The 21,703-nt window shown below is 36.3% G+C and carries 21 protein-coding genes; 5 read left to right on the top strand and 16 right to left on the bottom strand.

The window, feature by feature from the left end:
• Positions 1 to 20 precede the first annotated feature (20 nt).
• Together ACXYMZ_RS00675 and ACXYMZ_RS00670 are read left to right on the top strand one after the other, a co-directional pair.
• Complete coding sequence (locus ACXYMZ_RS00675) at positions 21 to 779, top strand: SDR family NAD(P)-dependent oxidoreductase (RefSeq protein WP_458946419.1); 759 nt, start codon at positions 21 to 23, stop codon at positions 777 to 779.
• A gap of 93 nt (positions 780 to 872) precedes the next feature.
• The gene (locus ACXYMZ_RS00670; protein WP_458946418.1) at positions 873 to 1,457 is read left to right on the top strand and encodes a TetR/AcrR family transcriptional regulator; all 585 of its coding nucleotides are present in this window, start codon (positions 873 to 875) and stop codon (positions 1,455 to 1,457) included.
• A 76-nt stretch (positions 1,458 to 1,533) separates the two neighbouring features.
• On the opposite strand, the gene ACXYMZ_RS00665 is transcribed toward ACXYMZ_RS00670, so the two are convergent.
• On the bottom strand, positions 1,534 to 2,316 hold the full coding sequence (locus tag ACXYMZ_RS00665; RefSeq protein WP_458946417.1) for an SDR family oxidoreductase: 783 nt from the start codon (positions 2,314 to 2,316) through the stop codon (positions 1,534 to 1,536).
• A 538-nt stretch (positions 2,317 to 2,854) separates the two neighbouring features.
• Between ACXYMZ_RS00665 and ACXYMZ_RS00660 the strand changes: the two genes are divergently transcribed.
• Positions 2,855 to 4,312, top strand: coding sequence for a DHA2 family efflux MFS transporter permease subunit (locus ACXYMZ_RS00660; RefSeq protein ID WP_458946416.1), 1,458 nt, complete (start codon positions 2,855 to 2,857; stop codon positions 4,310 to 4,312).
• A gap of 45 nt (positions 4,313 to 4,357) precedes the next feature.
• Here the strand turns inward: ACXYMZ_RS00660 and ACXYMZ_RS00655 are convergent, their stop codons facing one another.
• From ACXYMZ_RS00655 to ACXYMZ_RS00605, 11 genes are all read right to left on the bottom strand, one after another.
• Positions 4,358 to 4,810 carry a CBS domain-containing protein gene (locus tag ACXYMZ_RS00655; RefSeq protein ID WP_458946415.1) on the bottom strand — a complete coding sequence of 151 codons (453 nt, stop codon included), beginning with the start codon at positions 4,808 to 4,810 and terminating at the stop codon, positions 4,358 to 4,360.
• Positions 4,811 to 4,832: 22 nt separating this feature from the next.
• On the bottom strand, positions 4,833 to 5,693 hold the full coding sequence (locus ACXYMZ_RS00650) for a DUF899 family protein (RefSeq protein WP_458946899.1): 861 nt from the start codon (positions 5,691 to 5,693) through the stop codon (positions 4,833 to 4,835).
• 202 nt (positions 5,694 to 5,895) lie between these two features.
• On the bottom strand, positions 5,896 to 7,227 hold the full coding sequence (locus tag ACXYMZ_RS00645; RefSeq protein WP_458946414.1) for an MFS transporter: 1,332 nt from the start codon (positions 7,225 to 7,227) through the stop codon (positions 5,896 to 5,898).
• 31 nt (positions 7,228 to 7,258) lie between these two features.
• Positions 7,259 to 7,978, bottom strand: coding sequence for a purine-nucleoside phosphorylase (deoD, locus tag ACXYMZ_RS00640; RefSeq protein ID WP_458946413.1), 720 nt, complete (start codon positions 7,976 to 7,978; stop codon positions 7,259 to 7,261).
• A 280-nt stretch (positions 7,979 to 8,258) separates the two neighbouring features.
• Positions 8,259 to 8,999, bottom strand: a complete 741-nt coding sequence (locus ACXYMZ_RS00635) for a GntR family transcriptional regulator (protein ID WP_458946412.1) — start codon at positions 8,997 to 8,999, stop codon at positions 8,259 to 8,261.
• Between the two features lie 148 nt (positions 9,000 to 9,147).
• Positions 9,148 to 9,408: a hypothetical protein gene (locus ACXYMZ_RS00630; protein ID WP_458946411.1), complete on the bottom strand. Its 261-nt coding sequence runs from the start codon at positions 9,406 to 9,408 to the stop codon at positions 9,148 to 9,150.
• Positions 9,409 to 9,472: 64 nt separating this feature from the next.
• Entirely contained in the window at positions 9,473 to 11,167 is a 1,695-nt protein-coding gene (locus ACXYMZ_RS00625) for a methyl-accepting chemotaxis protein (RefSeq protein ID WP_458946410.1), read from the bottom strand.
• Positions 11,168 to 11,202: 35 nt separating this feature from the next.
• The gene (locus ACXYMZ_RS00620; protein WP_458946409.1) at positions 11,203 to 13,005 is read right to left on the bottom strand and encodes a sensor histidine kinase; all 1,803 of its coding nucleotides are present in this window, start codon (positions 13,003 to 13,005) and stop codon (positions 11,203 to 11,205) included.
• Positions 13,006 to 13,035: 30 nt separating this feature from the next.
• Complete coding sequence (locus ACXYMZ_RS00615; protein ID WP_458946408.1) at positions 13,036 to 13,671, bottom strand: response regulator transcription factor; 636 nt, start codon at positions 13,669 to 13,671, stop codon at positions 13,036 to 13,038.
• 71 nt (positions 13,672 to 13,742) lie between these two features.
• A complete protein-coding gene (locus ACXYMZ_RS00610; protein WP_458946407.1) occupies positions 13,743 to 15,116 on the bottom strand; it encodes an EAL domain-containing protein in 1,374 nt (457 codons plus the stop codon).
• 59 nt (positions 15,117 to 15,175) lie between these two features.
• Entirely contained in the window at positions 15,176 to 16,684 is a 1,509-nt protein-coding gene (locus tag ACXYMZ_RS00605; protein WP_458946406.1) for a diguanylate cyclase domain-containing protein, read from the bottom strand.
• Positions 16,685 to 17,029: 345 nt separating this feature from the next.
• On the opposite strand from ACXYMZ_RS00605, the gene ACXYMZ_RS00600 reads away from it, so the two are divergent.
• Positions 17,030 to 17,755, top strand: a complete 726-nt coding sequence (locus ACXYMZ_RS00600; protein WP_458946405.1) for a hypothetical protein — start codon at positions 17,030 to 17,032, stop codon at positions 17,753 to 17,755.
• A gap of 311 nt (positions 17,756 to 18,066) precedes the next feature.
• Complete coding sequence (locus ACXYMZ_RS00595; RefSeq protein ID WP_458946404.1) at positions 18,067 to 18,438, top strand: cyclic-phosphate processing receiver domain-containing protein; 372 nt, start codon at positions 18,067 to 18,069, stop codon at positions 18,436 to 18,438.
• Between the two features lie 105 nt (positions 18,439 to 18,543).
• Here the strand turns inward: ACXYMZ_RS00595 and ACXYMZ_RS00590 are convergent, their stop codons facing one another.
• The 4 genes from ACXYMZ_RS00590 to ACXYMZ_RS00575 all read right to left on the bottom strand — a co-directional run bounded on the left by ACXYMZ_RS00590 (position 18,544) and on the right by ACXYMZ_RS00575 (position 21,607).
• Entirely contained in the window at positions 18,544 to 18,735 is a 192-nt protein-coding gene (locus ACXYMZ_RS00590) for a hypothetical protein (RefSeq protein WP_458946403.1), read from the bottom strand.
• Between the two features lie 672 nt (positions 18,736 to 19,407).
• Positions 19,408 to 19,728 carry a general stress protein gene (locus ACXYMZ_RS00585; protein ID WP_458946402.1) on the bottom strand — a complete coding sequence of 107 codons (321 nt, stop codon included), beginning with the start codon at positions 19,726 to 19,728 and terminating at the stop codon, positions 19,408 to 19,410.
• 158 nt (positions 19,729 to 19,886) lie between these two features.
• Positions 19,887 to 20,480 (bottom strand): hypothetical protein, encoded by a 594-nt coding sequence (locus ACXYMZ_RS00580; RefSeq protein ID WP_458946401.1) that lies wholly within the window; start codon positions 20,478 to 20,480, stop codon positions 19,887 to 19,889.
• Between the two features lie 134 nt (positions 20,481 to 20,614).
• Complete coding sequence (locus ACXYMZ_RS00575) at positions 20,615 to 21,607, bottom strand: EAL domain-containing protein (RefSeq protein ID WP_458946400.1); 993 nt, start codon at positions 21,605 to 21,607, stop codon at positions 20,615 to 20,617.
• Between the last annotated feature and the right edge of the window lie 96 nt (positions 21,608 to 21,703).

The raw sequence follows: 21,703 nt of genomic DNA, 5'->3' as shown, positions 1-21,703 counted from the left end.
AAATTTTGGGAGGAAAAATAATGAGATTAAAGGATAAAGTTGCAATTATCACTGGAGCTGCTGGTGCACAGGGAGCTGCAGAAGCAAAACTTTTCGCTAAAGAAGGTGCGAAAGTTGTTGTAACAGATATGAATGAAGCTGGTGTTCAATCTGTGGTAGACGAAATTAAACAAGCTGGTGGAGAAGCAATTGGTGTTGTTCACAATGTAACTTCTGAAGATGATTGGAACAAGGTCGTAGATGAAACAATAAAAGCATTTGGCTCCATCCATATTTTGGTAAATAATGCTGGTATCACTGGCAAAATCCAACAACCAATAGAAGAAATGACGACAGAAGAATTTGAAAAAGTAATGGCGATTAATTCAACTGGTCCTTTTCTTGGGATAAAAGCAGTGATTGAGGAAATGAAAAAAGTAGATGCAGCTAGTATTGTTAACATCTCTTCTCTTTCTGGAATCTATGGGATTGGTAACCCGGCTTATAACTCATCCAAAGGGGCTTTAAGATTACTGACGAAAAACGTTGCACTAGATTATGCAAAACATAATATTCGTGTCAATTCCGTTCACCCAGGTTCTGTGGAAACACCAATGATTACGGAAGCGCTTGATGCTAACGATGGCGCTGGACGAAAGATTGCGTTAGGTATGATTCCATTGAATTTCATTGGATTACCTGAAGATATCGCGAATGCCGTTCTCTTTTTAGCAAGTGATGAGTCCCGTTACATCACTGGTACGGAGCTTGTTCTTGATGGTGGTTCTTTATTACAGTAATTGAATAAAATAAGTTATACTATAAAGAAGACCCAGGAGTCCCTGGGTTTTCTTTTGATTTTTAAGAAAGATTTAAAAATGGAGGTGAGTGGTTTGACAGAGGTAGATCCAAGACAAGCACGATCAAAGAAAAAGCTATACGAAGCATACCTCAATCTACTACTAGCAGGCCATGCGCAGTTAAACATTCGTCAATTATGTCAGGAAGCTAATATAACAAGACCGACCTTTTATAATAATTTTTCCGATATCCTCGACTTGAGAAAGCAGCTGCATGACGAGATATTAGATGATTTAAATGAATCGTTAACAATCATTGACCCGAAACCAATCGATGCATTTAAAGAAAATGAATTACCTGAAAACATGGTAGGCCTCTTCAAACATATCTTTGAAAACAAAAAGGCATATGAAGTCTTACTTCTGCATCAACCAGACTCCCTTTTCATTAGAGATGTAAAAAAGATGCTTGAGCATTTCATTGTCGAAGGGATGAAATATGCGTCCTCGAAAGAACAGGTATGGGAAACCGAAATTCCTTTTGTCGTATCATTCACAACAGGAGCCTATTACGAAAGTATCATTTGGTGGATCCGTAACAATTACTGTTACACCCCCGAACAAATGGCTAAACTACTATTAAAAATCTCCCTACACGGACCTTATGACAGAGGATAAACCTGGATGCAACATGGGGACGGTTCTCCTGTTGCACTAGAGTGCAACGCGAGAACCGTCCCCATGTTTCATTCATTTAATATTTATAAGATTGGCCGCCATCGATTGGGATGACTTGTGCGTTAATAAATTGTGCGTGTTCGGATAGTAGGAATGCTACTAGGTAGCCAACTTCCTCTGGTTGTCCGAAACGTTTCATTGGATTGACGCTAACGAATTCTTTTCCTGCTTCTTCCCAGTTATCTCCTGCCATTTGCTTTAATGAACCTTCAACCATTGCAGTCATGATAGCACCTGGAGAAATCGCGTTAATATTAATGCCAAACTCTCCGTATTCGATTCCTGAGTTTCTTGTTAAACCAATCACTCCATGCTTACTTGCAGAGTATCCAGATTGATTTCCAACTCCACGGATACCACCAACTGAAGAAGCATTACAAATTGAGCCATACCCTTGCTTTTTCATTACTTGTAAAACATATTTCATTCCGTAAAATACACCGTTTAAGTTAATATCAATAACACGTTGGAATTCTTCTGTACTGTAATCACCAGTTAAATTTTGTTTCCCTTCGATTCCAGCATTATTAAAGAATCCATCAATTTTACCAAACATTTCTACTGTTTTGTCTACATAATTTTTTACTTCATCTTCATTTGCAACGTTTGCCGTAATATTTAGTACCTCTGCTTCTGGATGATCTTTTAAAATCAATTGCTTCGTCTCTTCAAGACCTTCATTGTTCAAGTCAACTAAAACAAGCTTTCCGCCTTCAGCTGCAATTTGTAATGCTGCTGCTTGACCTAAACCTGCTCCACCACCAGTAATAATAACAACCTTGTCGTCAAATCTTTTCATGTCGATTCTTCCCTTCATTATTATATTAGAGATGCACAACTATACCTTACCCAAAAACATAAGAAGTCATCTCATTGAAACCAAAGGAAAACACTATTACGATGAAACTTATTAGTTTGTGAAACATTTCACAAACTATACTATTAGTATAAGACATAACCAAGACCCTGTCAATAGCCTAGTGAAACATGGGGACGGTTCTCCTGTTGCATTCGAGTGTAACACGAGAACCGTCCCCATGTTTCATTGCTCACAATATTTTTAGAGATGCAAATTTATTTTTGGTTATGCTGTGATGGCGCTATATAGGGAAACGTTTTCTTTTTGGTAATTGTGTCTAAATTGTGAAGTCATAGGGTTGGGTTTTCTGAAAACTGTATTGACACAGAAAGAAAAAATTTGATATTGTAAGTAGCGTGCTTCAAAACACATTGTTTTATCAAACTTCATTTTGTTATATAACAGTATTAATAGATGCACATATTACAAGGATAAGTCTGCTGATCGGATTTGGTTCTTAATTTAAAGGAGTTATGGAATGAGTAAAAATGAATTAAACGTTAGAAACCCGAAGACTGTTGCATTTATCTTAATGGCAGGTACCTTTATAGGACTTTTCGGGGAAACAGCATTAAACATGGCCTTAACAAACATCATGGAGCAATACTCAATAAACGCTGGTATTGCACAATGGTTAACAACAGGTTACTTATTGGTTCTAGCTATTTTAGTTCCAATTTCTGCATTATTAATGAAATGGTTCACAACAAGACAATTGGTTATCGGTGGTCTATCGATTTCGTTAATCGGAGCGTTACTTGCTGCGGTATCACCAAGTTTTGCAATCTTAATGGTAGGTCGTCTTGTTCAAGCGATTGGAACAGGGATACTAATCCCCGTCATGACGAGCGTACTTTTAATTATTTTCCCAGTTCATAAAAGAGGGATTGTGTTAGGAATTATGGGACTTGTTATTACACTAGGTCCAGCATTAGGACCGACACTTTCCGGCGTTATCATTAGTACGTTAAGCTGGCCATATATTTTCTGGTTCAGTGCAATATTCTATGTAGTTTTAACTACTTTTGCAGTAATGAAAATTGTCAACGTAACTGAAATTACAAAACCAAAAATCGACGTTCCATCTATTGTAATGTCAACACTAGGTTTCGGCGGAATTATATTTGCCCTAAGTAATATGGCAGGAGCATCTCTTACATCTCTTAGAGTTTTAATCCCATTATTTATCGGAGTGGTTTCTCTTCTATTATTCGGAAACCGTCAAATGAAAATGGAACAACCAATGGTAAACTTACGTGTATTTAAATATCCGATGTTTACATTAGGAACGGCAATGATGTTTTTAAGTATTCTAGTTATCCTATCAACCGGTATTCTTTTACCATTATATTTAAAAGGTGCTTTACTAGTCAGCGCAGCAGTAGCGGGAATGTTATTATTACCTGGTAATGCGGTTAACGTAATCTTGTCACCTATCGTTGGGGCATTATTTGATCGCTTTGGCCCTCGTATGTTTGTTATCTTCGGATCAATCATCGTATTAATCGGAAATATCATGTTCGTAGTATTTGTTTCTGCAACGACGCCTGTGTGGCAAATTACGCTAGCGTTCATGGTTTTATTCTTTGGATTAACGATGGTCACAATGCCTTCTCAGACAAATGCATTGAATCAGCTTCCACGTGAGCTTTATGGGGATGGTTCAGCAGCAATGAATACATTGAATCAAGTTGCTGGTGCAGCAGGTACAGCGATTGCGATTACACTATTTACAAGTGGGCAAGCAAGTCATATGGCTGCAATTCCAACTGCAACAGAACCTGAAGTCTTAGCAGCCGGGATTAAATTTGCATTCTACTTTATCGCAGGAATTTCAGTTCTGAATGTAGTTCTTTCATTCTTTGTTAAGAAAAAGAGCGATGTAAAAGAAATATCTCCAGCTGTTTCAAGACAAACAGCACAGGAAAAATATTAAAAATCAAAAAAACGAATCGCAAGCTTCAGTGCTCGCGATTCGTTTTTATTTTTCTAGCATTTTAGCAGCAATCGTATGAATGATATCGCCACGGCTCAGTACACCAACAACTCTACCCGCCCCATTTACTACTGGGAGTTTTTTAAAATGATGCTTTGATAAAACGCGTATCGCTGTTTCAAAATCATCATCAGGTGAAACATAGGTAATATTTCTTTTTGTCATGATTTCCTTCACTTCGGTTTGAAGTTTTTCCCGAAGCACATCTTCCATTTCGCCATCCTCGATGATATATACAAGACCAGCAAATCCAACTGGCTTTGGAGAAAGATATCGTAAAACGTCTCCATCTGAAATCATTCCAATTAAATTTCCCTGCTCATCGACAACCGGCACACCACCAATTCGGTTCGTGTGTAGCATTTCTAATAGTTCTCTAACCGTACTTGTTGGGTTAATTGTGAATACTTTCATTATCATAAAGTCTCTAACTAACATATTGCCCCTCTTTTCATAGTTGTCATAACTCATAGAGATGAAACTTTAATCCAAACGGGTCTGCAATCATGACACTTTTTTTATTGTATTCTTGCGTGACTTTACATCCGGCCTTGATGAGCTTTTCTTTTTTGAGTTCAAAATTTTTGACTGCAAATTCGAAGAAAACATTGTTACCTTTTGCGTTTTCAATATAAAAGTTTTGCCCATCGATTGAGAACTTCGCTTCATTTTCAAAGGGTTGCTCAAGCTTCATTCCTAATGTGTTTTTGTAAAAATCGAGTGCTTTCTCGTAGTTATCCACCTGAATAGCAACATTATTCGTTAAATGAAAAGGAGATTGTGAGTCGTACCTAGCTTTTGGATGGAAGTCCTCTGAACCCGATGGTAAAAGGTCGAATAAATGCCAGGTGACATTATAGTCATCTCCTGGACCAAGTGCCGCTTTCGCGTGATGGAAGATGTTTCCTTGCTCATCTTTTCTGAAGGTCGAGACCCCAGGGTAAGAATCGCCATTTTTTTGAAAGCCAAAGTCCTCTTTAAAGGTAGTTCCTGCAGTTGAAACGACAGGAAAACGCCAAGCCCGTGATGCTGCAAATGAAGCTTGTTCGTCAGGGCTATCAGGGGAAGAAAGGACAAAACTAGCTTTTTCCTTTAGATGATTGTAGACACCATTAAAGCCATCCGCCCACATGGTGCAGTAAGAACAGCTTTTTCCCATATTATGAATAATAATAAGTTCATTCTTGTCATTGAATAAATCGAGTAAATGAATTTTCTCTCCCTCTGAAGTCACAAATTGATAATTTTCAACCTGTTGTTCAGGAACAGACTTCCTTAACGCAGCAAGCTCTTTCTTTTTTATCATTATTTCTTGTTCCAGCGCATCAATTTCTTTATAAATCGAGTCATTTAAAATAGGGAAAGCCTCCTATTGATAACAGTTTATTTTAAAAGATTACAATCTCCCTAAACCATATCATATGAAAATTAAATTGAACAGGGGCGCTCCACTGCAACATGGGGACGGTTCTCCTGTTGCATTCGAGTGCAACAGGAGAACCGTCCCCATGTTTCATCAATCATTATTTTACTAGGCGGCCGACGAGGAGCCAGTATATTGCTAGGGCTGCGACTGCGACGATTGCGAGTACGATTAGTACGGTGCTAAAGGCGAGTGCGTCGATCATGGATGCTGTGTATGCTATTCCAATGGAGGCTGCTATATTTAGTACTAGGTTATAGAAGCCTACTGCGGTTCCTGATTTTTCTGTTGGAATCGTGCTTACGCAAGAATCTAACATCGGTGCATACATGAGGGCAAACGCCCCTGCGAAGACAATCATCGAGATTACGAACACAATCGGTGAGCTTTGTACAAAGAATGCTGGGAATAATAGACTTCCAGCAATAGCTAACATTGCTACCATAATCGTTTGTTTGTTACTCAACTTTTGTGCAACTTTTCCGGATAATGCTCCTATAATTACTGCTGCAATATACCCTGGAATTAAGAGCCAAGAAATCAGATCAAGCTCTAACCCGTAAATTTCTTGTAGCAAGAATGGGAACATGAAAATATACCCAAGCTGTACCGTGTAGATGACGAAGGCTGCACCAAGTACAGATATAAATCTTTTATTTTTGAAGAAAGATACTCCAATAATTGCATTATCGTTCTTACTTATATAAAGAATAAATAATACAACTCCAACGAATAGAAGCGCAATACTATACCAGCTGAAATTTGTGAAGTATAGCATGATTGACGTTGCGATTACCCCGATGAGGAATAGACCAACAACATCGACCGAGCTTTTTCTTGCTGCTTCTTTTGGTAGATATTTTAGAATAAAAGGTAGAATCAATAACGATAATAAAGGAATTAGGAATAAAGTTGTCCAATGTAAATAGGTAGAAATGTATCCACCAGTTAGTGAACCAACAATCATGGATAATGAGTAACTACTCGTACTAAATCCTAGAAACTTCCTTTGTTCATTTTTCGGAAGATGCTTGGTAACAAAAATTACATATAGTGTTTCAGCTGCAGCCAATCCAGCGGTTTGAATTATTCTTGAAACGATAATTAAAGGAAATGAATCCTGAAAAAGATACCCCATTAATGACCCGATAACAATAAATATAATCCCGACACTTAAGAGCGTGCGAATGCTAATTGTATCAGCTAGAGACGCGTAGACGACAGCGCCAATACCGATAATTAAACCAGCTAGCGTTGCCTGCCAGCTTACCGTTGTTGCAGATATTCCTAAATCGTTTGCCATCTCAACAGAAATCAGCTTGAACGAGTTATCGATCACTAAAGCAAATACAAAAAAGAACAATATAATTGGAACTGCTTTTCTTATAGAACGTTGCTGATCATCTTGTAAATTTCCTGTTGTTGCTGCCATTAAAAATACTTCCTTCCTGAGTTAAAACAGCCTAAGCTAGTTCTAAAGCAATCTCCATCATTTTTGTGAAAGCTGTTTGTCTTTCTTCTTGAGTTGTTTGTTCATTTTTGAAAATATGATCACTTATCGTAAGAATACAAAGTGCATTTACCCCTGCCTGAGCAGCATTTAGATAAAGCGCGGAAGATTCCATTTCTGCACATAAGATTCCCATATCTGCCCACTTCTGGATTGCAGTAGGATCTGCGTTATAGAAAATATCACTAGATAAAACATTTCCAACACGAACCGCTTGATTCTTCTCGTCAGCTACTTTTTTCGCTTTTTCTAAAAGATCAAATGAAGCTGTTATAGAATAATCGCCTGGTAAATTGAACTGGTGGCCATAATTTGAATCCGTAGATGATCCCATTGCAAAAACAATGTCATATAAATTTAAATCATCTTGAATAGAGCCTGCAGAGCCAACGCGAATTAAATTTTTCACACCAAAGATATTAATGAGCTCCCATGAGTAAATTCCCATGCTTGGGCCGCCCATACCAGTACCCATTACGGAAATCTTTTTCCCGTTAAATGTCCCCGTATATCCGAGCATTCCTCTAACTTCGTTAAATTGAACAACATCCTCTAAATAGGTTTCTGCAATAAACTTCGCGCGCAGTGGATCACCTGGTAGTAGAATCGTTTCAGCAATCTCAACTCCGTTTGGTTTAATATGTGGCGTTTCTAAATGTTTATTTGTACTCATTTGTTATTTCTCCTCTTATATTAAATTTTTTAAAGGGTATTTGCGTAAACTGTTTACGCTTTCAATCTCTGAATAAAAATCACCAATTATACATAGTAGTACGTTGTATAATAAGTTGTCTAATTTTTATACTTCAATAATACTACACAGTTTTAGCTTTAGCAATATATTTTTTCTTATACTCGTATACTGGATATTCGCTTATGTAAATAATAAAAGACAGTGCTTTCCCTATGGAATAACACTGCCTTTTATATGTAATTGAAAAGTTGCACCAAGATTATCTCGATGCATGTATTCTAATCTGGCTGAATTCTTCTGGTATATAATATTTATTGTAGACAACAGGATACTTTTCATTTATATATACACTTTCTAAAATCAAATCACAATTTTCGCCACCGACAATTTCATGTTTTTGTGACGAGGAGTTGACTGACGTGGAACGCTTGATTTCTAGAGTTGATGCATTTGCTAGGTTATACACTTCTTTTTCTAGCATTTCTAAAAGCTGTTGCTCATCCTGTAAGTCGATGTTCATTTCAGAAACCGTTTCAATTGCCATAAAAGTAAAAGCATAAGCGACAACTCTTCCGGCACTTTTATACCAACGCTCACAAGCCACAACCGCCGCGGCCTTTCTTTTTAAAACTTCTTGAGTATAATCGCTTATTAGATCTAACCTAAAGTCTAATTCGACACCATCAATTTTTTCAGTATGAATTTTATAAATTGGATTTCCGATCTTTTCTAAGCCTACTTCATTACTTTTAGGTTTCGGTCTTGTAATAAAATTCCCTTTTCCATGCACACTTCGAACCAAACCATCATCTTGCAAAAGAGAAATAGCTTGTCTCAACGTCATCCTGCTCACACCAAGTTCCTTCGCAAGCTCCGTTTCCGTTGGCAACTTACTATCCACCTGAAAAGTACCATCCGTAATTAATTTATAAAGATTATCATACACCGTGATATACAACGGTTTCTTACCCTTCTCTATCCCATTAAGCTTCTTCTCCATCAATCTCACCCTACCCCAACTATTCACCCAGTCGTCTATACAACTATAAATATATTATACCTTCCCAAAAAAGGATTGCAACATGAGTGAAACATGGGGACGGTTCTCGTGTTGCAGTCGAATGCAACGGGAGAACCGTCCCCATGTTTCATGATATTTTAATCCATTTGTTGTCTTGGAGGTAGATGTACCATTCGTCGGTGTCGAAGTTGACTTTTACTATTTTGAGGTCGCCTTCTACGGAAACGATATGGTCTTCTGTGTAACGTAATCGTCTTTTTCTGGTCATCGATTGTAAATGTTCTTTATAGGTTTTATCAAAAATATTCTTTTGGCTGAGCGTAAGTTCTTCATAACCTTCAACATCTTTCATACTTAACTCCCTAAATAAATTTATTACTTTAACCATTTTATCCACCTTCTTCGAATGGCGATAAATTATAATCCCTTCCCGCAATCATATTCGATTAATATTATAGTTTAAATTGATTCAATAGGTCATTTAGTTTTTCTGCTAGCTTCGCTAAATCAGCTGTACTTGCCGTTACTTCTTCCATTGCTGCGTTTGATTGCTCAGAATTCGCTGAGGTTTCTTCTACTCCTGCTGCCGCTTCTTCTGAGATGGCGGCTACTTCTTCAATTGATACGTTCATCTCTTGACTATTAGCTGTTATATCGTTTAAATTCTGGGTTACTTTATTTACTCGTTCTATCATATCTGAAACCGCTCTACTTATTTCAGTAAACGTTTCTCCTGTAGTCGCAATTTTACTTGAACCTGCTTGTACCTCTGTATAGCCCGATTGTAATGAAGTAGTTACTGCACTAGATTCATTATGATTTCTTTCTACAATATTTGTAATATCAGTCACTGAAACGGAAACTTGTTCTGCTAGTTTACGCACTTCATCTGCTACAACAGCAAATCCTTTCCCATGCTCCCCTGCTCTTGCTGCTTCAATCGCTGCATTCAATGCAAGCAAGTTAGTTTGGTCAGCAATCTCTTGAATAACGAGAACTAATTTAGATATTTCTTTAGAGTTTTCATCTAATAGATCAACTTTTTTAACAACATCTTGGACAATCTGATCAATTTTTTCCATCTGAATTGTTGAAGCTTCCATCAACTCTGTCCCTTTAGTTGTCATATCAAGTACCTGCTGTGTTGATTCATGAATGTGATCGCCGTTTTGATTGGCTTCTTCAATCATCAATGTAAATGAATGCATCGCAGAAGAGAGCTCTGTCGAATGATTTGCTTGTGACTCAGCTGCTGTTGCAAGATCTTGCATTGTTAAAGAAATTTGTTCTGTACCCGCCATTACTTCGCCTGATGATTGAGTCAACTCTTCACTTTGAGTACTTACTGTTTCCGAAACGATATGAATTTTTTGTAATAAATCACGCATTCCCTCATTCATCTCATTAGTTACCAAGATAAGCTGTCCAGTTTCATCATTTGCCTTTGTATGTAATGGTTCTAAACTTAAATCACCGGAAGCAATTGATCTCATTCGTTCCATAACAGTTTTAATTGGTTTTGCAATCATATTTGCAGTAACAAAAGAAATAACAATACTAATAATCACTACGAAAATGGTTACAGCTACTCCAATTAACATAACGTTATTTCCATTAGAGATAACTTCATTTTCTTTTTGCATGATGGAATTCTGGCTAGCTTCGACCATCGCTTTATATTCATCCATCAAAGCTTGAACATCGCCAGCAGACTGCTGTAATCGTTGTTGAGCGAGTGTAGCATTGCCACTGTCATACACATCAAAAACTTCGCTTGAAATAAACTGGCCCCACTCAACCACTCGATTCATTAAATCATCAAATGCTGCCGACGAATGAAGTTCTCTTATCTGCCTTTCAAATTCTAGCCCTTGTTCAGTAAATTCTTCAAATCTGTCCTTATAACTTTCTTCCCCAAATAAAACATAACCATATGCGACTGCAATTCTATCCCCTAAAGATGTCACTAAACCATTTGTTACCATAACTAAAGGGAGATCCTCATTTGCTATACTTTCAACAGATTCGTTTGTAGATTTTGTCATCAGAAAATTGTAAATACCTAGGATCACAACAAACATAACCATGATAAAAAAACTCAATATCAACTTCTGTCTAATACTCGTAAATCTAACTCTCTTTTTCATCCGTTTTCCCCATTTCCATTCTTTTGGAATTTGTATTACTCATTAAATCTAGGTATATCTATCTCTATATTCGTACCTTTGCCCTTCACCGAGTTGATATTAAATTCTCCACTTAATAACTCCACGCGCTCTCTCATACTAAATAAACCAATTCCAGCTTGTTTACTACTCGCTACCTCATCTTCTAATAAAAATCCCTCCCCATTATCATTTATTTTAAGTAAGATGTTGCTGTTGCTAACGTCTATATGTAAATTTATTCGGCTCGCATTTGAATGCTTTGCCGTATTAAATAGCGCTTCCTGACAAATCCTGTAAAGATTCGTTTCTTGTTCTGGACTTAATCTCTCTTTGTCACCAGAGAATGTGTATACTACTTTTATCCCGCCATAGATTTGTTCAAATTCTTCAATATAAGACTTTAATGCAGGCATTAATCCAAGATCATCTAATATTCCTGGACGCAGCGCTTTTGCCATCCCTTTTACTTCTTTCATTGCTTGCTCTGTAATTTTCATCACATTTTCAATCGTTACTTTTTGATTTATTTCTGATTCTTGTTGATGAAGAACCTTTAAATTTATTAAAATACTATATAAATATTGACCGATGCTATCATGCAATTCTCTCGCGACGCCTTTTCTCTCTTCCTCTTGTGCTTCAAGAACTAGCTTTGACATTTTCTGTTCGGTTTCATTGAGTTGTTTTTGCGTTTTAACATACTTTTTCTCTGTTTTTTGAAGTTGGGAAAAAATAAAATGATTAAAAAAAGACAAGCCTTCCGTTCTCGCTTCCGCAATGGATTCTCGAATAGATAAGTAAAAACCGATGAAACAGTAAATAGTTAAAATAAATCCAATAACTATTAGCGAATTCACTAATACTCTCGTTTGAAGTAATTCTTGTTTCCGTTCGTTCATAAAATCTTGAAGTGTCATAATCTCGAAATCAAGTAAAGCGAAAATACTATCGATTGTCGTGGTGACATAAGAATAATCCTCTTCTAATGACATGAGCTTTTGGTTTTCTGAAATTTGATATTCCACATAATTAAGAAACTCTTCTGTTTCGGATAACACTTTTTCACTAATTCGCAAAAAGTCATTTTCAAGTAAAAAGTCAGTAGCTACAATCACTTGATGTCCGTGTTCAACCTCTGACACATAACCTCTCGCACTATTTATTAAGTATAAAACTCTGTTAAAATATTGTTCTCGATTTTCATTTTCTAGTAGTGCTCTCGCAGAACGAATTTTCCCCAAATCCTCTGTTAGTGAAGGTAACAAATGATTATTATTTGTGGTCAAATAGTATGCAACCTCATTGTCAGAAAGGATTAAACCCGATTGGTCCGTTATTTTTCTTTTGAAATCGATAATATATTCAATGAAGAGATCATAAGCAACAAGAGCCTCATGTAGTTCTAAATTAGCAACGTTTTTTCGGGAAATATCCCATTGTTTTTCAAGCTCCTCATATAATGCAGCTGTTTGAAGTTTTTCTTCGACTTCTAGCCCATATTGCTTGATCCTATTTAATTGACTGGAAATCGTTTGTTGTTTTTCTTCTATTTGAAAACTCTCTTCCGAATCACTAGCTAACATAATGCTAGATAGACCTCGGAGTTGCTGGGTCTCCTGAAGCAAATCATTTAATAAAATATTGTATTGGATACCTAACTCACGGTTTTCAATTATTTTGATATCTTCATTTAGATCAAGCGTAACTCCTAACGTCATTAATACGATAGGAATCCCTAAAATAATGCCGATAAAACTAAATTTAAATCGACTATTCAAGTTTCTCATCAGCTTCGTTATTGGTTTAAATAATTTCAATCTCTATCATCCCCTATGGGTTATTGCGTCCTACAAATGAAAGTCAAAATATCCATGTTTTAAAGCATATTTCACCAAATCTGAACGTGTTTTTAAATTCAGCTTCCCCATAATACTCGAGCGATGTGCTTCAACTGTTTTGACGGATAGGAATAATTGCTCTGCTACTTCACGATTTGTATAACCCATCACTAGATAAGACAAGACTTCATCCTCTCTATCTGTGAGCTTTACAAATTCTTTTTCTTTATTTAAATAATCTTCGAGTACAAATTTTGTTGCTTCAGGGTATAAATACGCTTCTCCACGGTTAACCGCGCGAATTGCTTCGATTAAATCATTCTCTTCATGACTTTTTAATATATAGCTGGATGCACCTGCTTGTAATGCTCTAAATATGTATGCTCGATCTTCATGCATCGTTAAAACAATTATTTGATTTGCGCAATTTGCTTCTTTTATCCTTTTCATTGCTTCAAAACCATTTAACTTTGGCATATTTAAATCCATAATCACGATATCTGGTTTGGTTGTTAACGCCAGTTGTACAGCTTCCTCTCCATCTACTGCTTCACTTAACACCTTCATATCGGGTTGATTGTTAATTAAAAGCTTCACACCTGAACGAACGATGGCATGATCTTCAGCAAGTAAAACAGTGATCATTGTTATTCCTCCTTTGTAGGTGGTTCTATATAGATTCGAATGATAGATATAGTTGTCGGTATCTAAATATATTAATTAAACTGAATTTCCTCCATATATTTCATTTTAAATTCATTTAGTGGCAAAGGTTTACTGAATAAAAAACCTTGGAAGCGATCACATTGAATACTTCTTAATATATCTAACTGTTCTTCAGTTTCGACACCTTCAGCAACTACGAGTAACCCTAATTGATGTCCTAGCTCAATAATCATTTCGACAATTTTTTGATTATCAACACTAGTGGCTAATTCTCTAATAAAAGAACGGTCAATTTTTATTTCATCTACAGGCAAATCCTTTAAATATTGTAAAGAGGAATAAGAGGTTCCAAAGTCATCGATTGAAACACGAACTCCAGCTTTCCTTACACTCTTCAATGCCGCAACGTTTTCTTGTTTTACTAAGAAACGTTCTGTTATTTCTAATGTTAAATGCTCTGGGGGAAATGAGTGTAGTTTAAGAATGTCTGCCACCTTAGCAGGGAAATCTTCATCTTCTAATTGTTGAGCTGAAATATTAACTGCTAGCTTGAGATGTGGTAAACCTTCTTCTTTTAGCTTTTTTGCTTCACAAACCGCATGTTTCAATACCCATTCCTCTATTTCTAAAATAAATCCTGTTTTTTCTAAAACTCCTAGAAATGAAGCTGGTGCCAATAATCCTGTGTTTGGATGGTTCCAACGAAGTAATGCCTCCATACAAATGTCTTTATTCTGAATTCCAAAAGAAGGCTGAAAATATAATTCAAACTCGTTGCGTTCTAAAGCTTCTCTAAACTGAGAGCGTAAGAGGTCATTTTCTTTATTTTCATCGATTTTGTACATATAGCCCACGTTACTTGTCTCTGCATAAGCCATTTCAATTGCGATAGATGCCAGACGAATATAATTATCTACTTTTTGCATATAGATTGGATCAGGAAGAAAAGTAGTTTTATAATATAAAGCAAATGTTCCTAACAGCTCTTTTTTTGTTGATAAAATTGGTATCGAGCAGCATGCCTTAAAACCATAGTTCAGTGCGTCTTCACGGTATTTATCCCATAGTGGGTCATGCAGAATATCTGATACAATCACAGTTTTTCTGAAAAACGCAGCAGTACCACAGGAACCTTCATAAGGGCCAACTTCTACTTGCTCAAGTTTCCTTTGATAATCCTTCGGTAATGACTGACTGATCACTCGTTTAAGTTGGTTATCGGAATGACGAAATAACAAGATGGACCCATAAACTGGGACAGTCTGACAACTTCTTTTTAAGCTACGAAGGATAAAATATAATATATCCTCTAAAGCAACACCTTCAGAAATTAACCGTATTATTTTCGTCTGATCCTCGCTAAAATTCTGGTCATTCCACATCTCACACCAACTCACATTCCCTAGATATTTTATTTGCAACATGGGGACGGTTCTCCCGTTGCATTCGAGTGCAACAGGAGAACCGTCCCCATGTTGCAATTTTATAGAATCATGTTCTCGTTATGGCGAAGGAGGTTTTCGTCATATATGCAGTATTGGTTTTTTCCTTTTTCTTTGGCATGGTATAATGCAATGTCTGCTTTTTTATATAGTGTGTCTGAATAACTGCTATGTTGTGGTGAGAAGCAGATTCCTATACTTGCTGTTATATTAAAGCCAGTTAACTCTTTTTGAAGTTTAATAGATTTCTCTAATGAATAAATAATTTGTTCCGCTACTTCTTCTATTTCATCCACTGTTGTGGAAGGAATAATTGCTACAAATTCATCGCCACCTAGGCGGAAAACTTCTCCTTTTGCTTTCACTGATTCCTTTATCGTTTGAGCAACTGTATACAATAAGTAATCTCCCTTATCATGACCTAAATAATCATTCACAAGTTTAAAATTATCTAAATCTATCATCATAATTCCTGTCATTGTATCTTTATTTTTTCCTAATTCATTCTCAATATATTCTTCAAAGGCAGTTCTATTTTTTAATTTTGTTAAATTATCATGGTATGCCAGGTACACTTGTTTTTTAACCCATTGATGAATAACGAAAGAAATCACTGAGATAATAAGAAGTACAGAAATTAATTGGAAGAAAAAGATTTCCCTGTTTTCTTTTAAAATCGACTGCAATTCTCGGTCATTATATATAATCTCGATTGCTTTATTCTTCGATACTCCCGTTTCAAAGTTGGAAACATAAGGGAGATAACGATAAATGGCAAACTCACTCTTCCACTCACCGCTAAATTCAATCTTGCTATTTTCTTCGATAGATTGCTTCAAAGCTGACATTCTCTCATTTGAAAGTTTCGACTCTGCTGCAGTTTTTCCGAATACGAGTCCACCATTATGAAGAATATTTATCTCATTTATTGATGGATGACTTTTTAATAATTCATCTGTTACATCAAGAAAGTTAAAGGCTTGAAAAACCTCACCATTCTCTAGGTTTAATCCCAATTCGATAATATATTTCTTATCTGGCGTAGCCATATAGCTATACTTTTTGATCATACCTGTTTCTTGCTCGATCTCCATTCCATCTTCATAAAACTCCCCTGTGCTTCTTCTAACATCTAGAACCTTGGCTAGGGATTGGCAACAAGCTTCAAAATCTAAATTGATGTCAGCGGTAACATTACTATGAGTAATGACATTTTTTTCATTAATAATATAAATATCCATTCCAAGCATCTCTTGAAGTTGATGAAAGTCCCATTCTTCAAAATCATGCTGTTGATCATACTGATTTAGTAAATAATCCATATTTGATTGCATAACTCTACTTGCTTCTTTATCAAATAATGCATAGGCTTTTTCCACTGATCGGATTGAATTTTCTACTATGTCAGCTGTTTGATTGAGCGTTCGTTCATGATTTTCTATCGTGAAGCTTTTCTGTCGTAAATAGTCAGTTGTGGCTATCGCAAAAGAAACAAGAATTGCACATATAATCATTACTATTGCTAGTTTCAACCTTTTTTTTGATTTCAATTTAGCCCCTCCAACCAAATTACTATTTCACTTATTATACTAGTCATTTATACCTGCTCATTCCACATAAAAATTCGGCTCTCAACTCTAATTCGAAAGCCTTCTCGCGGTTCTTATATATTTCAGTAAACTATCCTATATTATTTCAAAATAATATAGTAAATACTATAGGGGAAAACCCTAATAAAGTTACAAGTTTGTGTACTTTTTTAAAATAAATAATAAGAAAAAGGGAAATAGCTTGCAGGCGGGGATAGGATTGGATAAACTAACTTGAACAATGAATTAATGACAGTGTTATAACTGCATGAATTCAAGAAAATTATATGAGGAGTTGATTTTAAATTGGTGAGAATAAGTCCTGAACAAATAACAACAGGCATGGTATTTTCTTTGAAAAGAAATGATGAATTTTATTTTTGCAGAGAAATTGGATTATCCGAAACTGGAGTTGGCGTGAACCCGCCATTAGAGTCTGAATTAACGATTGTAAAACCACCTTACAGAGAAGTTGGGGGAGATCATATTGACTTTACAATTAACGGGGATTCGAAACACTACACAACCCAGTGGCAAATCTTTCGAAGCAACACCAGATTGATATCCGAAAAACCAACAACGAAGAAAAGAGTTAAGAAACTTACAACACCTGGACCATTTAACGGTTTTGATATAAATGTGAGAAGAACAATCATTGAAGATTATAGGTACTTAAACTTCAGTGCGTTAAAAGTTATTATAGAATTTGTCGGAACCGGGCAAAGAATAAATGCTAAATTGGTTAACGATATAAAAGCATCACCTGGTTTCGCAGACAGATTGCGAGAAGTGCTATTAGAAGAATTAAATAGCAGAAAAACTAAAGTTTTAAATACGATTGAAGATTACGATCCACAAAAATTAGATGACTTTACGAAAAAGTATAATCGAGCGCCTGTTGAAACAAGGTTCAAAAATGGCAGAATAGCTTTTGTTATGTACCTAACAGATGAATATGATGTTATTGTAGAAAACATGGAAAAACAAGTGGAACGCTTTGTTGAAGTCGAAACAAAGAATCCAGTAAAGTAAATTTCCTTAAAAATTGAAAAGGCTCCACATATAAAAGCCAGAACCATCGTTAAGACATGATGTTTCCGGCTTAATTTTTTTGAGATAATTTTAGTGATTTGTTTTAAAAAACATGATGAAAAAGTTTATTGTAAGTAAAATGATTGTGCAATTGTTACTTAAATTCACTTTACTATCGATAGTGGAAATCCCTTGCCACCATTGACCTAGATGTAGCTGCTCTATCAATTACTCCCTTTTTATGTTAAAATGGTAGGATAGGATTAGTTGTAGTAGCTTTTGCTACCCCTATATGGAAGGGAGATTAAACAATGGAACACATCAGTGTCTTTCTCGATGACTACCGCACAGCGCCTGAGGGCTACGAGTTGGTGGAAACGATTGACGAGTGTATTTACCTACTGAGAAACTTTTCTATTGAACACCTTTCCTTGGATCACGATTTACTAAGTAACACCCGGAATGGTTTTAAACTTGTTAAAATCATGGTGAAGAACAGGCTATATGCCAACCGCATTACCATTCACTCTGCAAATTCAGTTGGAGGTAAAGCGATGTACAAACACTTCAAACAAGCCCAGGATGATTCTATAATGCCCACTGAGATTATAGTATCCTTACGACCATTGCCTCTGAACTTCATTCCGCCGAGGACTATGAAGCATTATATTGAAATTCGTTAAATTAAAACTGAATATAGCCCTATCTCTTTGGATGCTAAACGAAGAGATAGGGCTATTTTAATTTTCTGCTGTGTATGGGAATGGAGCAAGTTTCGTCGCGCGAGCCTATTCTGTTTCCTCAAAAATAAGAATTACAGTATTTGATAATGGAGCAAGCGCGCCGCCTCTAAGCACAGATTGAAATTTGATGTCTACTAATCTAGCACCGTTTTCATCTTCGTCGGCTATGATAGTGTTCATTTTTGCTTCTAATTCAGACGTGTCTTCCGAGTATATTACTCTGGTATATCTATACATATGTGAGTATTCTCCTTCTTTGGATTGGCTTGGTCGTTTAATATAATGGTAAGGTATTAACCTATAGAAGACAAATCGGAAACCGCACTCTCGCTCGCAGAGTGCAACACGAGAACCGTCCCCATGTTTCATCCATGTTTCAAAAAGGTCGTATTCTTTGAAGTCGGTGGGATTAAGGGTATAATCATAGTTAGAACTAATTATCTTCTAGAGTCTCACAATCACAAAAAAATATGTCTGATTTAATAGAGTTATTGAATTGCTGTATCATGAGGGATCACAGCCTTGGAAAAACTGGTTAACAGTTTATTTCTGGGCTTTTTTATATGGGTGTTCAGCCTGTATAACCGCCAATAAATCCATCTATAGCAATAATCAATTTTAACAAGATCTTATAAAAGAATTTTTTTTAATAAATCCCCTAAACAGACGTCACTTTTAAATGTCGCAAATTTATCAGTGGTAGGGTCATATTGTGGTTCTAGGTATGAAATGGGGTGAGCAACGTGCATAAAATGTTAGATAGTTTATTATGGGTATTAATAATAGGTGGTATCGTTGGTTTTATTGCTCTCATAGCTGTTGGAGGATTAACATACTTTAATTTTAGTTAAGAGCACTTTTCGACCAAGAAAAAAGCAGCACCCATTTTATAGGTGCCGCTTTTTTTATTTAACGCTTAGCAACAATTACAATATGTCTCTTATCCAGTTCTTCTTCATAGCGGTTTGCTTCTGCCTCAGTTAATCCAAGACTTTGGAATTGTGAACGGAGCTCATCGCCACGTTTACGGAAGACATTTGCAACTGTTTCCATCAAGCCTTCTTCTTTCATTCCTACTTCATTTACATCTAGCTTATCTGATAACGTATCTGTACGATCTTTTTCGTGGTCAAACACGTAAATTTCTTCTTTCGTATATCCTTGTAACGTCAGTTCGTCAATTTTTTCTTTTGCTTTCACACTGTTTTCTACAACATATACATTTTCCATGCATTTAGCCTCCTAATATAGTAAGTGTTAATGTCATGTACAGAATATATATATCCGTTATTTGAAAAAGTAAAACATTGTGGGGGTAATTCTACATAAATCAATGATTCAAAAAGGAACAAAGAGCACGTCATTCACTCCTTGTTCCTTCCTAAATTTTATTCTGTTTCTGCAGCCCAATTATCTAATTTTTCCATTGCTGCTTCTAATGTTCGATAAGAGATATCAGGTAACTTGCCTCCAAATGCTTCTTCAGCGGCACGAAATCCTCCTTCAATGGCTCCTCTTAATGTTTCCAACTTACTTCTGTCTCCACCAGAAATCGCAATTGCAAAATCGACGAGGCGATCACTTACATTCTCGACGCTGTGTTCTCCGCCTTCTGAAATGGATGCTTGTGCTTCTAGTCGGGTTGCCTCATCTACCTCTAGCGGAATAGATCTGTCCCGTACTTCAGCTAATGTGTATCCTTGTTTCTCTAGTAATTGCTTTACCAAGTCTTTTAATTGTTGATAATGCTGTTCACTTTCTGCTTTTAATCGTTCGATTGTCTTTGTATCAGGTTTTATCGACGGCTTCTCATAAACAATTGACTCTACCTTTTCCGACGGCGTATAGGTGTCCACACGATTTGCTTGCGAATTTGCGTGAGTTTCCTTTGATTGGCTTTTACTTTGCTTGTTAGGCTCCAATCGTTCTGTAAGATTTGGTGGTCTGTAATTTGTACTTTGCGAATTAATCTTATTGTCCATCTTTTTCCCTCCTATGATTTAGGTGTAAAAGCTAGTGGCTAATAGGGAGTGTTCTTATTATCTATAGTATCGGACTGGTTTAGAGAAAAGTGAAAGATAGTCTGTCGAAAAACATCCATTATATAATGAGCGTTCTAGTCTTCCAATGGTGTCGGTGCTGGTTTTCCAAAATAATATCCTTGAAAGAGCTCGTATCCTGCTGCTTTTAACCATTCGAATTCAGCTTGCTCTTCTACCCCTTCAGCTAACGGAATCGATGCAACTTCCCTTGCCTTCTCTAAAAAGTGCTTCGCGACTCTTTGCTTTTCTGGATCATCGTGAACACCTTGCACGTACTTCATGTCAAGTTTCATATACGTTGGCGTTATTTGTTCTAATACTTCAAGGGTGCTGAATCCTTCTCCAACATCATCCAACGCATACTCAAAACCTCTATCTTTATAATAAGATAGTATTCTTTTCAAATGTTCTATATCATCGACTTGCTCTGTTTCCACTACTTCAAAAACAAGCTGATCGGGAGAAATATTTTGTTCGTTCGCTGTTTGAATAGTAGATTTTAGGCAATGTTCCGGCGAATAAATAGAAGTTGGTATGAAATTGATGAATGCTTTTTGATCTGCTTTTATCGCGGCCGCATGCTTAACTGCGGTCATTCGACATAATTTATCAAGGGCATATAAGCGCCCACGTTCTTTTGCCGCTTGGAACATTTCATTTGGATAAATCACAGTTCCATCTTTATTTTTAAATCGTGAAAGAAGTTCAAATCCATAGATTTCCCGGCTTGCTTTCACAATTGGTTGATAGAGACAATGGACTAATTCCTCTTTAATAATCTCGTCCACCCATTGGATAGCAAGGACTTTTTCCACATCGACAAATGCTTTCCATTCTTCACGTAGCATTCGAAAGGTAATTTCGTTGATTTCCATATGATCGACACAGTACTGATATAGCTCTCTTACCCCATTTTCATGGATAATAAGAATATTATTCTTTTCTTCGACTTCAATGTTTCTTCTTTTTAAATGTTCGATGACTTCGGCTAACATCGAAAGATTTTGCGTTCCTTCAAATTTAATCTGGTACTTTACTGGATTTACTGAACAACTTTTACAATGCATGATTTGCCCCCTCTACCGGATAACTTTCTAAATGATAGTTTCAGTATACTACTTATCTGAATCTATTAATATTTTATAATCTAACAGGTCTTTTCA

The organism is Oceanobacillus sp. CAU 1775 (assembly GCF_054482815.1).
Note: the sequence above shows the minus strand (reverse complement) of the source record. Positions and strands in the feature narration are given on the sequence as shown.